Source organism: Polaromonas sp. P3_B4 (assembly GCF_056402835.1).
Genome location: NZ_JBFUGQ010000001.1, coordinates 420,801 through 433,888 on the forward strand (window position 1 = coordinate 420,801; position 13,088 = coordinate 433,888).

At 61.5% G+C, this 13,088-nt stretch carries 13 protein-coding genes; 10 read left to right on the forward strand and 3 right to left on the reverse strand.

The window, feature by feature from the left end; all coding sequences use genetic code 11:
- Nucleotides 1-85: 85 nt before the first annotated feature.
- The 8 genes from AC1DVV_RS01940 to AC1DVV_RS01975 all read left to right on the forward strand — a co-directional run bounded on the left by AC1DVV_RS01940 (nucleotide 86) and on the right by AC1DVV_RS01975 (nucleotide 7,567).
- Nucleotides 86-1,462 carry an ABC transporter substrate-binding protein gene (locus AC1DVV_RS01940; protein ID WP_457279263.1) on the forward strand — a complete coding sequence of 459 codons (1,377 nt, stop codon included), beginning with the start codon at nucleotides 86-88 and terminating at the stop codon, nucleotides 1,460-1,462.
- A gap of 72 nt (nucleotides 1,463-1,534) precedes the next feature.
- A complete protein-coding gene (locus AC1DVV_RS01945; protein ID WP_457279262.1) occupies nucleotides 1,535-2,407 on the forward strand; it encodes a carbohydrate ABC transporter permease in 873 nt (290 codons plus the stop codon).
- A complete protein-coding gene (locus tag AC1DVV_RS01950; protein WP_457279261.1) occupies nucleotides 2,404-3,255 on the forward strand; it encodes a carbohydrate ABC transporter permease in 852 nt (283 codons plus the stop codon). Before AC1DVV_RS01945 ends, AC1DVV_RS01950 begins: the two co-directional genes overlap by 4 nt.
- Before the next feature lie 204 nt (nucleotides 3,256-3,459).
- The gene (locus AC1DVV_RS01955; RefSeq protein WP_457279260.1) at nucleotides 3,460-4,530 is read left to right on the forward strand and encodes an ABC transporter ATP-binding protein; all 1,071 of its coding nucleotides are present in this window, start codon (nucleotides 3,460-3,462) and stop codon (nucleotides 4,528-4,530) included.
- Nucleotides 4,531-4,548: 18 nt separating this feature from the next.
- Nucleotides 4,549-5,304: an SDR family oxidoreductase gene (locus tag AC1DVV_RS01960; protein WP_457279259.1), complete on the forward strand. Its 756-nt coding sequence runs from the start codon at nucleotides 4,549-4,551 to the stop codon at nucleotides 5,302-5,304.
- A 36-nt stretch (nucleotides 5,305-5,340) separates the two neighbouring features.
- Nucleotides 5,341-6,387, forward strand: a complete 1,047-nt coding sequence (locus tag AC1DVV_RS01965) for an L-idonate 5-dehydrogenase (RefSeq protein ID WP_457279258.1) — start codon at nucleotides 5,341-5,343, stop codon at nucleotides 6,385-6,387.
- Between the two features lie 37 nt (nucleotides 6,388-6,424).
- The gene (locus AC1DVV_RS01970) at nucleotides 6,425-6,808 is read left to right on the forward strand and encodes a cupin domain-containing protein (RefSeq protein WP_457279257.1); all 384 of its coding nucleotides are present in this window, start codon (nucleotides 6,425-6,427) and stop codon (nucleotides 6,806-6,808) included.
- Between the two features lie 9 nt (nucleotides 6,809-6,817).
- Entirely contained in the window at nucleotides 6,818-7,567 is a 750-nt protein-coding gene (locus AC1DVV_RS01975) for a FadR/GntR family transcriptional regulator (RefSeq protein ID WP_477702252.1), read from the forward strand.
- A gap of 7 nt (nucleotides 7,568-7,574) precedes the next feature.
- Here AC1DVV_RS01975 and AC1DVV_RS01980 read toward each other — a convergent pair whose 3' ends face one another.
- Nucleotides 7,575-8,201: a Rossmann-fold NAD(P)-binding domain-containing protein gene (locus AC1DVV_RS01980; protein WP_457279255.1), complete on the reverse strand. Its 627-nt coding sequence runs from the start codon at nucleotides 8,199-8,201 to the stop codon at nucleotides 7,575-7,577.
- Nucleotides 8,143-9,876, reverse strand: coding sequence for a DEAD/DEAH box helicase (locus AC1DVV_RS01985; protein WP_457279254.1), 1,734 nt, complete (start codon nucleotides 9,874-9,876; stop codon nucleotides 8,143-8,145). The genes AC1DVV_RS01980 and AC1DVV_RS01985 overlap by 59 nt, the downstream gene beginning before the upstream one ends.
- Before the next feature lie 381 nt (nucleotides 9,877-10,257).
- On the opposite strand from AC1DVV_RS01985, the gene ettA reads away from it, so the two are divergent.
- Together ettA and AC1DVV_RS01995 are read left to right on the forward strand one after the other, a co-directional pair.
- Complete coding sequence (gene ettA / locus AC1DVV_RS01990; RefSeq protein ID WP_457279253.1) at nucleotides 10,258-11,919, forward strand: energy-dependent translational throttle protein EttA; 1,662 nt, start codon at nucleotides 10,258-10,260, stop codon at nucleotides 11,917-11,919.
- 118 nt (nucleotides 11,920-12,037) lie between these two features.
- Nucleotides 12,038-12,574 (forward strand): DUF1415 domain-containing protein, encoded by a 537-nt coding sequence (locus tag AC1DVV_RS01995; protein WP_457279252.1) that lies wholly within the window; start codon nucleotides 12,038-12,040, stop codon nucleotides 12,572-12,574.
- A gap of 17 nt (nucleotides 12,575-12,591) precedes the next feature.
- On the opposite strand, the gene AC1DVV_RS02000 is transcribed toward AC1DVV_RS01995, so the two are convergent.
- On the reverse strand, nucleotides 12,592-12,957 hold the full coding sequence (locus tag AC1DVV_RS02000; RefSeq protein WP_457279251.1) for a response regulator transcription factor: 366 nt from the start codon (nucleotides 12,955-12,957) through the stop codon (nucleotides 12,592-12,594).
- Nucleotides 12,958-13,088: the final 131 nt, after the last annotated feature.

A 13,088-nucleotide genomic window follows, 5' to 3' on the forward strand; every position in this document is an offset into this window, starting at 1 on the left:
TAAACATCATATGATAACAATGCGTCAAGGAACGCAGGCGCCGTTTTGCCAGCTAAACAATTAACCCGCAGAGGAGACAAGCCAAATGAGACTCAAGACAATCCTTGCCACCGCGATGGTCGCGGCAGGCCTGGTGACAGCCGGGCAGGCTGTGGCCCAGGAAAAGCTCACCGTCTGGTGGGTCAAGGGCTTTTACAAGGCCGAAGATGACGCACTTTTCGCTGCCATCAAGAAGTACGAAGACAAGCACAAAGGCGTCAAGATCGAGCTGTCGCAGTACCCGGTGCAGGACATGATCCCGAAAACCGTCGCGGCCCTTGATTCCGGCAGTCCGCCCGATGTGGCTTATGCCGACGTCTATGACTTCCAGGTTGCAGGCAAGTGGGCCTTTGACGGCAAGCTCGAAGACATCAGCAGCGTGATCAACCCCATGCGTGCGCGTTTTGCGCCCAACACGGTTGAAACCGCCTTTCTCTATAACGACGTCGCCAAGAACCGGGCCTATTACGCCTTTCCGATGAAGCAGCAGACCATGCACATCGAGTACTGGGTGGACATGCTCAATGAAGCCGGCTTCAAGGAGTCCGACATTCCTACCGGCTGGAAGGACTACTGGTCATTCTGGTGCGACAAGGTGCAGCCGGCTTATCGCCAGAAGAGCGGCAATCGCACCTTTGGTATCGGCCAACCGCTGGGCGTGGATTCGAGCGATTCCTTTTATTCGTTCCTGACTTTCATGGACGCCTACAACGTGAGTCTGGTCAGTGACAGCGGCAAGTTGCTGGTTGATGACCCGAAAGTCCGTGCCGGCCTGATCAGTGCGTTGACTGACTACACGCAGCCGTACGCCAAGGGCTGCACGCCACCGTCGTCCACCAGCTGGAAAGACCCGGACAACAATGTCGCTTTCCACAACAAGACCACCATCCTGACCCACAACGCCACGATCTCGATCGCCGCGAAATGGCTGGACGACATGAACAACGCGTCGCTCAAGCCCGAAGAGCGCGAGACCGCGAAGAAGAACTACACCGAGCGCATCCGCACGGCTGGCTTCCCAAACAAGCCCGACGGCAGCAAGATGGTTTACCGCGCCGCCGTCAAGGTGGGTGTGGTGTTCAACCAGGCCAAGAACAAGGCCCGCGCCAAGGAGTTCGTGTCCTTCCTGATGCAAGAGGAAAACCTGACGCCTTACGTGGAGGGCTCGCTGGGCCGCTGGTTCCCTGTGACCAAGACTGCGCAGCAGCGTCCGTTCTGGAAGGCCGATGCGCACCGCCAGTCGGTCTACAACCAGTTCATGAACGGCACGGTCAATTTTGAGTTCACCAAGAACTACAAGTTCACCATCCTGAACAATGAGAACGTCTGGGCCAAGGCGGCCAACCGCGTCATCAATGAAAAAGTGCCGGTGGACAAGGCTGTTGATGAAATGATTGCCCGCATCAAAACCGTGGCCAACTGACCTTTCGTTGACTGAAGAAAGCCGCGCTGCCCGGACTGGATCGCCCAGACGGGTGGCGCGCGTACCAAAAGCATGAGCACTGCAATCATCGACCAGGCCGGCCCCTCTTTGCGCGCAGAGCGCGGAGCCATGACTTCATGGGAGAAGTGGGGGCTGGTTCTTGTTATTCCCTATCTGCTGATATTTCTGGTTTTCGTTATTTACCCGGTAGGGTATGGCTTGTGGCTCGCACGCCATCCCGAGAGTTATGTCCGGCTTTTTGCCGACCCGATATTCTTCCGCTCGCTGGTCAATACCGTGGTGTTTATCGTCGTGGCGGTCAACGTCAAGATGGTGGTCGCGTTATTCCTGTCGGGTTTTTTCCTGAACACGCGCTGGTGGGTCAAGGGCTTGTCGGTCGTATTTATCCTGCCTTGGGCGGTGCCGTCGATTCCGACCATTCTGTCCATGCGCTTCATGCTCAACCCTGAGTGGGGTGTCATCAATACGCTCATTTACAAGATGACCGGCGTTGACGGGCCCAACTGGCTTAATGATCCGACGCTGGCGCTGTGTTTTTCGATGCTGGCCCACATCTGGAAGTCGTTGCCGTTCTGGACACTGATTCTGCTTGCCGGCCGTATGGCCATCCCGGCCGAGCAGTATGAAGCAGCGTCGGTAGACGGTGCCACCATCTGGCAGAAGTTCCGGTTCATCACCTGGCCGTCGATGCGCTCGCTCTACCTGACGTCGACCATCCTGTCGATGATCTGGACGCTGGGCGACTTCAACAGCGTTTACCTGCTCACGGGCGGCGGGCCCGCCGATCTGACCCATGTGCTGGCTACGCTCGGCATCCGCTATTTGCGCCTGGACCAGGTGGATCTGTCGCTGGCGTCCATTGTCGTGGCCCTTCCCCTCGTCTTGCCGCTGGTGTATTTCATGATGAAAAGGTTGTCCAAATGAGCCGCATCACACTTCGCAAGGTGAGTCGCGAGGCCAGACTGCTGTTGATCGGTATCCCGGTGCTGCTGTGGACGCTGATTCCGATCTACCACATGGTGCTGTTTGCAATTTCGCCAAGAAACGAAGCCACGACGGGGCGGCTCTGGCCTAAAAATCCCACATTGAGCAATTTCGAGACGGTGTTCTGGCAAAAGCATTTCTACCTCGACCACTTCTGGGTGCAACTGGGCAACTCGCTGGTGATCGCGCTGTCTGTGGGCGTGTTGACGCTGGTGGTTTCCACCACCGCAGCCTTTGCCATCAGCCGCCTCAAAGTGCGCGGAGGCCGCACGGTGATGAACATGGCGCTCTTCACCTACTTCATTCCCGCCGCTTTCCTGGCCGTTCCCATGTACAAGACCATGGGTAACTACGGCATGCTCAACCACCAGTGGTCGCTGATTCTGGCCATGGTGACCATCGCCTCGCCGTATTGCATCTGGGTGCTCAAGCAGGCCTCCGACAAACTGCCTTACGAACTTGACGAAGCGGCCAAGATGGACGGCGCTACGGCGATGCAGTTGTTTCGGCTGGTTTACCTGCCACTCATGGTGCCGTCGCTGGTGGCGGTTGGCACCTATGCGCTGCTGCTGGCCTGGAACGAGTATCTCTACGCCTTCCTGCTGCTGTCCAGGGACACCAGCGTGACGCTGGCGGTGGCGTTGGGCAATTTCCTGGCGGCCGACGATTCGCCCTGGGAACTGCTGATGGCCACCGGCCTGATTTACGCGCTGCCTCCGGCGGCTATCTATTACACATTCAAGCGCTACATGGTGTCCGGCCTGACGGCCGGCGCCGTGAAAAGCTAAACATGACCCCCACGCTTGTCACTTTGTGTACTGCGCGAGGCCTTGCAGGCCGCGGCTCGCGGGACGCTTCGCCTCTGTCGCCCGTCCAAGCCTGCGCAGGCAGGCTTGGAGCCGCGGGCTCCAGCCCCCCGGGGGTCGTAGCCGGCTTGGGGCGGCCCGGCGCTGGCTGGGACTCGGTCTTTATCAGGAAATAACGGGAATCTCATGGCATCTGTATCGTTTCGCAATATCGAGAAGGCCTTCGGCAAGGTCAAGATCATTCACGGCATCAGCTTCGACATCTCCGACGGCGAATTCGTCGTACTGGTGGGTCCGTCGGGCTGCGGCAAGTCCACGCTGCTGCGCATGCTGGCCGGGCTCGAGGAAATCAGCGGCGGTGAAATGTCGATTGACGGCAAGGTCATCAACGAGCTGGATTCCAAGGATCGCGATATCGCCATGGTGTTCCAGAGCTACGCCCTGTACCCGCACATGACGGTGCGCGACAACATGGCTTTCAGTCTGAAGCTGCGCAAGGCTGATGCCGAACTCACCAACAAGCGCGTCGGTGACGCCGCCCGTATCCTGAACCTGGACCCGCTGCTGGATCGCTTCCCGCGCGAACTGTCGGGCGGGCAGCGCCAGCGCGTGGCCATGGGCCGGGCCATCGTGCGCGACCCCAAGGTCTTCCTGTTCGATGAGCCGCTTTCTAACCTGGATGCCAAGCTGCGTGTGGCCATGCGTGCCGAGATCAAGGCCCTGCACCAGCGTCTGAAGACCACTACGGTTTACGTCACGCACGACCAGATCGAGGCCATGACCATGGCCGACCGCATCGTGGTGATGCATGACGGCATCATCGAGCAAATCGGCACGCCGCTCGAGCTGTTCGACCGCCCCGGTAATTTGTTCGTTGCGCAATTTATTGGTTCCCCGTCCATGAATGTGTTCAAGGGCGTTTTGCGCCAATCGGGCGGACAAGCCTGGGTGGAGGCGCAGGGACACCAGTGGCCCATTGGCACGATTTCGCAGGCGCGCGACGGCCAGCCGGTGCACTATGGTGTACGGCCCGGTGACATCTCGTTGTCGACAAGCGGGCAGGGCATTCCTGCAAAGGTGATTGTGGTGGAGCCTACCGGTGCTGAAACTGAACTTTTGCTCAATGTCGGTGGCGCCAACGTCATATTGGTGATGCATGGCCGAACAGCGGTGCGGCCAGACGATATCGTTCATCTCGAAATCGCGAACGGCAAGAGCCATGTCTTTGACGACGCTAGCGGTGCCCGTCTGGATTGAGGCGCAATGGCTGCAGGCATGTTCAGTCTTGATGGTCGACTGGCGCTGGTGACGGGGTCTTCCGGCGGCATTGGTTTTGCGCTGGCACGTGGTTTGGGTCAGGCCGGCGCCGCCGTGGTGCTTAACGGCCGCGACGGCCTCAAGCTGGAGCGAGCTGCAAACACGCTGCGAAGCGAAGGATTGATTATCCACACGCGCGTATTTGACGTGACCCAGGCATCGGCCGCGCAGGCCGCAGTAGATGACATTGAATCGTCAATAGGCCCTGTCCATATTCTGGTGAACAACGCCGGCATGCAGCGACGCATGGCCCTGCAGGATTTTCCGGCTGAAGATTGGCATGAGTTGATGCGCACCAACGTCGACAGTGTTTTTTTTGTCGGGCAGGCTGTAGCCCGAAAAATGATTGAGCGCCGCAGCGGCAAGATCATCAATATCTGTTCGGTGCAGAGCGAGCTCGGGCGGCCCAACATCGCGCCCTATATGGCCAGCAAGGGTGCGGTCAAGATGCTGACCAAAGGCATGGCGATTGACTGGGGGCCCTATGGCATCCAGGTCAATGGCTTGGGCCCCGGCTACTTCAAGACCGAATTGACGGAAAAGCTGGTGGCCGACGAGCAGTTCAGCGCCTGGCTTACCGCGCGAACGCCCAGCAGGCGTTGGGGAGAAGTGGCGGAACTGGCCGGCGCGGCCGTGTTCCTGGCCAGCGATGCCTCCAGCTTTGTCAATGGCCATGTTTTGTATGTCGACGGCGGGGTGACGGCGACGCTGTGAAGCCGCCGCCTGCCCGCCCAACCAGGGAGAAACATCATGCGTGGACTTGTCTGTCATGCACCCCTAGACCTGCGTCTTGACGCGCTGGATACCGAACACCTGGGTCCGAAGCAGTTGCGGGTACGGGTGGCGTTCGGCGGCATCTGCGGCTCCGACCTGCACTACTTCCAGCACGGCGGCTTCGGCACGGTGCGTATCAAGGAGCCCATGGTGCTGGGCCATGAGGTATCGGGCGTGGTCGAGGCCGTGGGCAGCGAGGTCAACGGCCTGCGCGCCGGCCAGCGCATCGCAATTTCACCGTCCCGGCCTTGCGGTGTTTGCCGCTTCTGCCAGCAAGGCCTGCACAACCATTGCATGGACATGCGCTTTTACGGCAGCGCAATGCGCTTTCCGCACATCCAGGGCGCTTTCCGCGAAACCCTGGTCATAGAGGCCGCCCAGGCGCATCCGGTGGCTGATGACCTTCCCTTGTCCGAGGCCGCGCTGGCCGAGCCCCTGTCGGTGGGCTTGCACGCCATTTCGAGGGCCGGCTCGGTGTTCGGCAAGCAGGTGCTGGTCACCGGCTGCGGACCCATAGGCGCCTTGCTGATCGCCGGCCTGCGCCGCGCGGGCGCGGCCCGCATCGTCGCAGCCGACATTGCCGAGCTTCCCCTTGCCTGTGCCAAAAAAATGGGCGCTGACCAGACCATCAACCTGGCCCAGGAACCCGACGCCCTGGCGGCCTTCGCCGCCGGCAAGGGGCAGTTCGATGTGATGTTCGAGGCCTCGGGCAATGAGAAAGCCCTGGTCGCCGGCCTGGATGTGGTGGCGCCGCGCGGCGTCATCGTGACGGTGGGTCTGGGTGGCAATATCTCCCTGCCGCTCAACACCCTTGTCGCCAAGGAGCTGGAGTTGCGCGGCACCTTCCGCTTCCATCCTGAATTCGCCGTGGCGGTGGCCTTCCTGAATCAGCGGCTCATCGACGGGCGGCCCGTCATCACTGACATCGTCGCCTTCGACCAGGCCACGCATGCCTTTACACTCGCCGGCGACAAGCGCCAATCCATGAAAGTGCAAATCGCCTTCGGCGGCGAAACTTCATGAGGCGCCTGCTTTTCACATCCATTCACCGGAGTCCCTTGTGACCGTTTTCCCCAAAGTCATTCTTTACACCGATACCGACGGTCGGGCCAAATTCCGGGATGAGACGATCCCGCTTGGCGAAGGCTCGCCGCAGGCCATGCTGTCCACGTTGTTTGCTTCGGGCGGTTACCAGTTGCGCCACAGCCCGCCGGGGTTTCGCAGCCAGTTCCATTGCACGCCGAACCCGCAGTGGGTGTTCATCCTGGGTGGCGAGATGGAAATCGGCCTGCAGGGCGGCGTTTCCCGCATCTTCAAGCCGGGCCAGCATTTCTACTCGGCCGACGTGTTGCCGACCGGCGCCACCTTTGACCCGGCCCTGCACGGCCACTGGAGTCGCCAGGTCGGGCCGGACCCGCTGGTCACGCTGTTTGTGCGGGGTTAAGGCAACACCATGGCCACCATGAAAAACGTCCACGGCAACACGGTTGACCACATCGGGGAAGCCATTGTCGCGGGGCGTTATGCCGCAGGCATGTCTATGCCACCGGAGCCTATTCTTTGTGAAGAGCTTGGCGTGAGCCGCACGGTGGTGCGCGAAGCGGTCAAGTCGCTGATCGCCAAGGGCCTTGTCACCACCGGGCCCAAAGTGGGTACCCGCGTGCTGACCGAGGAGCACTGGAATTGGTTCGATCCCGACGTCATCGCCTGGAAGGCCAAGGCCGGCATCACACCCGAATTTTTGCGTGACCTGCTTGAGTTGCGGCGCCTGGTGGAGCCTGCTGCCGTACGCATGGCAGCCGAGCGGGCAACAGCCGCAGAAGTCGCTGAAATCGAGGATGCCTATGCAGGCATGAAGCGTGCCATTGAAGGCGGCGGCGACTATGTCACCTATGATCTGCGCTTTCATCAGGGACTACTGCGGGCCGCCCATAACCGCATGCTCGTCCAGATGAGCAGAGCCTTGAGTGCGCTGCTGCGTACCAGCTTTGAGATTTCCACGAGCCGCAAGGACGGGCCCAAGCTTTCACTCCCGCTGCATCGTGCCGTGCTGGACGCCGTGATTGCACGCAACCCGGCAAAAGCTGAAAAAGCGATTCTGGTGTTGATTGACGGTGCGCGCGAGGATATCGAACTGGTGCTCGGCTCGCGGCGCCGTTTGCCCAAGCTGAGCGACCCGGCCAAGCAACTGAAAGCTGCCTGAACAGACCCTAGCGTTGCTGCATCTCGCCCGACAGCACCACGTGTTGGCCCCGGCGAACGGCCACTTCTTCAACCAGCGTACGTGCGACGCTTTCCGCTGAAACGGACTGGTAGTTGGCAGGGATCACCCTGCTTAGGAGCCGGCTCAGGCCGAGTGCGATTTTTTCACCGGCGCGCGGCGCCTGGCCCAAAGACTCGCGCTCACCCGCCAGGAATGAGGGCCGCACCACCACCAGAGTGGAAAAGCCCAGTAGTGCGAGTGCTTCTTCCGCTTCGCCTTTAACGCGCGTGTAGAAGAGGGCGGAGTGCGAATCAGCGCCCATGGCACTGACCACACCCAGCCGTGTAGCGCCGGCAATTCGGCCAGCGCGGGCTACGGCCAGCACGGCGTCGAAATCCACGGCCCTGAAAGCTGCCTGGCTGCCGGCCGTTTTGATCGTGGTGCCCAGTGCAATGAAGACATCATCGACTGGCGGCGCCGTGAAGTCCGCGAATGAATCGGTCAGGTGCACGGCCAGCCGTGCGTCGTGCTGCGCAGGCGCACGGCGGCCTACACAGTGAACCGCCGAATAGCGCTTATCGGCCAGTAAACGAGCCAGGACCGCCTGGCCGACGAGGCCCGTTGCCCCGGCCACCAGCGCCACCCGAACCGCCGCCACCGCCGGAGCGGTTGCCGCCCCGGTAGTTGCCGCGGTTGCCGCCTGTGGGCTGGCCGGAGGATGGGAAGCCGGAGGAGGCGTGGCTGGCAGGTTGCTGGTTGTCGAAGTCATTGCGTGGCTCCCTTGACTCGTTGCGGGGCGCGCGCGGCTGCTGGTCGTCGCGATGGCGCGGCGCCTGGGCCTGCCGTGGCGGCTGACCGTTCTGCGAATAACCGGAAGCCTGGCGCGGCTGGCCGGGGTTGGGGGTGCGCGGGCCGCGGCCGCCGCCATTTCCTCCGCCATTGCCACCGCCGGCGGGGCCGCGTCCACGGGCGCCGCCGTTGCCGCCCCCGTTGCCACCGCCTGCGCCGCGCGCGGGCTGTGCCCCCTTGGTATCGCGGATGCGCTGCATCATTTCAGTACGGGCTGCTTTGGCGGCAGCCTGCATCACGTCGCGGCTAGGCGGCTTGCCCAAGCCGCCCCAAATGGTCTGGCGACCCATGGCCAGCGGCTCGGCGCGTTCACCGGGTTCCGCTTCAAAGCCGGGGACGATGACTTTTTCGATGTTCTGCTTGGTGAAGCGCTCGATGTCCTGCATGAAGCCTTCTTCATCCAGGCAGACCAGGCTGACGGCTTCGCCGCTGTTGCCGGCGCGGCCAGTACGGCCGATGCGGTGCACGTAGTCTTCGCTGACATTCGGGATTTCGTAGTTCACGACGTGCGGCAGCTCGTCGATGTCAATGCCGCGGGCGGCGATGTCAGTGGCCACCAAGGCGCGAATCGTTCCGCTCTTGAAATCGGCCAGGGCCTGGGTGCGGGCGGTCTGGCTCTTGTTGCCGTGCAGCGCCATCGCGGGGATGCCGTTTTTGGTCAAGTGCTCGGCCACGTTGTTGGCGCCAAACTTGGTGCGGGTGAACACCAGCACCTGGCTCCAGTTGTGCTCGTTGATGATGTGGGTAAGCAGCGCTTTTTTCTTGGCTCGCCCGACGGGATGGATGGTCTGCGTGATGCGCTGCACCGTGGTGTTGCGCGGCGTGACCTGGATGGATTCGGGGTTCTTCAGCAGGCCGTTGGCCAGTTCACGGATTTCGTCGCTGAAGGTCGCGCTGAACAACAGCGATTGTTTCTGCTTGGGCACCAGGGCCAACACTTTTTTGATGTCGTGGATAAAGCCCATGTCCAGCATGCGGTCGGCTTCGTCGAGCACCAGGATCTGTACCTGGCTCAGGTCCAGCGTGCCCTGGCTCGCATGGTCCAGCAGGCGGCCGGGAGTGGCGACCAGGATATCGACGCCGCGGCGCAGTTTTTCAATCTGGGCGCCCATGCCGACGCCGCCGAACATCACCATGGAGGTGAGGTCGGTGTATTTTCCGTAGGTGCGGACGCTTTCTTCGACCTGGGCCGCGAGTTCGCGGGTGGGGGTCATGATCAGGGCGCGTACGGCGTTGACGCCGCGGCGGTTGGTCAGGCGCGCTTCGGTGGACAAGCGCTGCAGCAAGGGCAGCGTAAAGGCAGCGGTCTTGCCGGTGCCGGTCTGGGCGCCGCCCAGCAGGTCGACGCCCTTGAGCACGGCGGGGATCGCCTGGGCCTGGATGGGGGTGGGGGTGTCGTAGCCCTGCTCGAGCACGGCCTTCAGAATGGCCGGAGCCAGATTCAATTCTTCAAATGTCATGATGTTGCGCCTGTGTGGCGCTTTAGATCGGCCTGTTGGGCGCCTTGTTGAAAGGCAAACCCGCCAGTCAAAGGCAGATGGGGTCAGAAAGTGGGCCCTAAACATTACGTTTTACATCGTAAGCAGCCACTTGAAGCGGTACCCGGATGTGCCCAAATGTTGAAGGCAACTGGAGCCAGCAACGCCTGTATTGTCGCACAGCAACGATAATGGAGGCATTCACGCATAAAACACGCTTTGCCAAAAGGCGTTTGCGCCCAGGCGCGGCGTGTCGTTCCAGCCCGCAAGAAAGCCTGCTGACAGCCTGTAGAAATAGCATGTACAGGCGGCAAGCAGCCCGTTTTCCTGCATTGTTTTTCATTTTTACCAAAGTTAATCCTGATGGCTCAGTACGTATTTACTATGAACAAGGTCGGCAAAATCGTGCCGCCCAAGCGCCATATCCTTAAAGAGGTGTCGCTCAGTTTCTTCCCGGGCGCCAAGATCGGCGTGCTGGGCACCAACGGTTCCGGCAAGTCCACGCTGCTCAAGATCATGGCCGGCCTGGACACGGAAATCGAGGGCGAAGCCACTCCCATGCCGGGGCTGAACATCGGCTACCTGCCGCAGGAACCCAAGCTGGACCCCGAGCACACGGTGCGCGAAAGCGTGGAAGCCGGTATGGGCGCGGTATTCGCCGCCAAGGCCCAGCTCGAAGCTGTGTACACCGCCTACGGGGAGCCTGATGCCGACTTCGATGCGCTGGCCGCCGAGCAGGCCCGCCTGGAAGCCATCATCGCCACTGCCGGCACCGATTCCGAGCACCAGCTTGAAATCGCCGCCGACGCGCTGCGCCTGCCGCCCTGGGACGCCAAGATCGGCGTGCTCTCGGGCGGCGAAAAACGCCGCGTGGCCCTGTGCAGCCTGCTGCTGTCCCGGCCCGACATGCTGCTGCTTGACGAACCCACCAATCACCTGGACGCCGAATCGGTGGACTGGCTGGAGCAGTTCCTGCAGCGCTTTTCAGGCACTGTGGTGGCCATTACCCACGACCGCTACTTCCTGGACAACGCCGCCGAGTGGATCCTGGAGCTGGACCGCGGCCACGGAATCCCCTGGAAGGGCAACTACAGCAGCTGGCTGGACCAGAAGGGCGAGCGCCTGGCACAGGAGCAAAAGGGTGAGGAAGCCCGGGCCAAGGCCCTGAAGAAGGAACTCGAATGGTCACGCCAGAACCCCAAGGCGCGCCAGGCCAAGAGCAAGTCGCGCCTGGCCCGTTTTGAGGAACTCTCCGACTTCGAATACCAGCAGCGCAACGAAACCCAGGAAATCTTCATCCCTGTGGCCGAGCGCCTGGGCAATGAAGTCATCGAATTCAAGAATGTCAGCAAATCCTTCGGCGACCGCCTGCTGATCGACAACCTCAGCTTCCAGGTGCCCGCAGGCGCCATCGTCGGCATCATCGGCCCCAACGGCGCAGGCAAGTCCACGTTGTTCAAGCTGATCGCCGGCAAGGAAACGCCCGACAGCGGTGAAGTCGCCATCGGCAAGACCGCGCGCATGGCTTTCGTCGACCAGCACCGCGATGATTTGGCCAATGAAAAAACTGTCTGGGAAGACATTTCGGGCGGCCTGGACATGCTGACCGTCGGCAAGTTCACCATGCCCAGTCGCGCCTATGCAGGCCGCTTCAACTTCAACGGTGCCGACCAGCAAAAACGCGTCGGCATGCTGTCGGGCGGAGAGCGCGGGCGCCTGCACCTGGCCAAGACCCTGATCGCGGGCGGCAACGTGCTGATGCTTGATGAACCCTCGAACGATTTGGACGTGGAAACCCTGCGCGCGCTCGAAGACGCGTTGCTGGAATTCGCCGGCTCCGTGCTGGTGATCAGCCATGACCGCTGGTTCCTGGACCGCATCGCCACCCACATCCTGGCCGCCGAAGGCGACAGCCAGTGGACCTTCTTCAACGGCAACTACCAGGAGTACGAAGCCGACAAGAAGAAGCGCTTGGGTGAAGAGGGCGCCAAACCGAAGCGTGTGCGGTTCAAGGCACTGCATTAAGCCCCCACGCTTTTCACTTCGTGTAATGCGCTGCCCCCCGAGGGGGCGCTGCGCCTGCGGCCCGGCTAAGCCGGTTCCGCGGCCCCTGCTGGCAAAGAAAAGTGTTCCGGAGATCGTGATGACCGACGATGAAGTCCTGACCCAAACCCGGCATTGGCTTGAAAAAGCCGTGATCGGGCTCAACCTGTGCCCGTTCGCCAAGGCGGTCTACGTCAAGAACCAGGTTCGCCTGGTGGTAAGCCATGCGAAACATGCGGACGGCCTGCTCGAGGAACTGGATCGCGAACTGGATCTGCTGGCGGCGACGCCGGCCGAAGAGGTCGACACCACATTGCTGATCCACCCCACGCTGTTTGACGACTTCCTGGACTTCAACGATTTCCTGGAAATCGCCGAAGGCGTGGTGGATGAGCATGGCCTCGAAGGCGTGATCCAGCTGGCCAGCTTTCACCCGCAGTTCCAGTTCGATGGCACCGAGCCCGGCGACATTGGCAACTACACGAACCGCGCGCCCTTTGCCATCCTGCATTTGCTGCGCGAGGAAAGCGTGGCACGGGCCGTGGAGGCGTTTCCCGAGGCTGAGGCCATCTTTGAGCAGAACATCGCGACACTCGAAGAGCTGGGCCACACGGGCTGGAAGGCACTGGGCCTTTAGCGCCACGGGCGCCAGCTCTACCTGGGCAGATGCTGCTTGAGCACCGCGTGCAGTTGCGCGAAGTTAAAGGGCTTGGTCACGTAGCCGCTGGCACCCAGGCGCAAGGCTTCCTCCAGCCGCTCTGACTCCGCACTGGCCGACAAGAACACAAAGGGCACCTGCTTGAGGGCGGGTTCCGATTGCAGCGCGGCCAGAACTTCCATGCCGTTCATCAGCGGCATCATCACGTCGCAAAAAATCAGGTCCGGCTGCTGCTCCCTGGCCACTTGCAGGCCGGCATGGCCGTCTGCCGCTGCCAGGCCTTCGTGGCCCTCCAGCCGGACAAAGCGCAGCAGGTTGTCCCGGATATGGGATTCATCTTCAATCACCAGAATGCGCGCCATTTTTCTTTCGCATTGAAGGCCCCGCATTTCATCGTGGGCGGAGCTGATTTCCCTGAACCACCCGGCAGGCTCTGTCGCAGTGCCGGGCTGGTATCCATCTTATAGCCTTACCCCGGTTTCCCCAATCTGCC

Bases quoted from the DNA above. Each gene is read 5' to 3' on its own strand.
- ettA (WP_457279253.1), top strand. From the start codon at position 10,258: ATGGCTCAGTACGTATTTACTATGAACAAGGTCGGCAAAATCGTGCCG.
- AC1DVV_RS01950 (WP_457279261.1), top strand. From the start codon at position 2,404: ATGAGCCGCATCACACTTCGCAAGGTGAGTCGCGAGGCCAGACTGCTG.
- AC1DVV_RS01955 (WP_457279260.1), top strand. From the start codon at position 3,460: ATGGCATCTGTATCGTTTCGCAATATCGAGAAGGCCTTCGGCAAGGTC.
- AC1DVV_RS01975 (WP_477702252.1), top strand. From the start codon at position 6,818: ATGGCCACCATGAAAAACGTCCACGGCAACACGGTTGACCACATCGGG.
- AC1DVV_RS01995 (WP_457279252.1), top strand. From the start codon at position 12,038: ATGACCGACGATGAAGTCCTGACCCAAACCCGGCATTGGCTTGAAAAA.
- AC1DVV_RS01945 (WP_457279262.1), top strand. From the start codon at position 1,535: ATGAGCACTGCAATCATCGACCAGGCCGGCCCCTCTTTGCGCGCAGAG.
- AC1DVV_RS01965 (WP_457279258.1), top strand. From the start codon at position 5,341: ATGCGTGGACTTGTCTGTCATGCACCCCTAGACCTGCGTCTTGACGCG.
- AC1DVV_RS01960 (WP_457279259.1), top strand. From the start codon at position 4,549: ATGTTCAGTCTTGATGGTCGACTGGCGCTGGTGACGGGGTCTTCCGGC.
- AC1DVV_RS01940 (WP_457279263.1), top strand. From the start codon at position 86: ATGAGACTCAAGACAATCCTTGCCACCGCGATGGTCGCGGCAGGCCTG.
- AC1DVV_RS02000 (WP_457279251.1), bottom strand. From the start codon at position 12,957: ATGGCGCGCATTCTGGTGATTGAAGATGAATCCCATATCCGGGACAAC.
- AC1DVV_RS01985 (WP_457279254.1), bottom strand. From the start codon at position 9,876: ATGACATTTGAAGAATTGAATCTGGCTCCGGCCATTCTGAAGGCCGTG.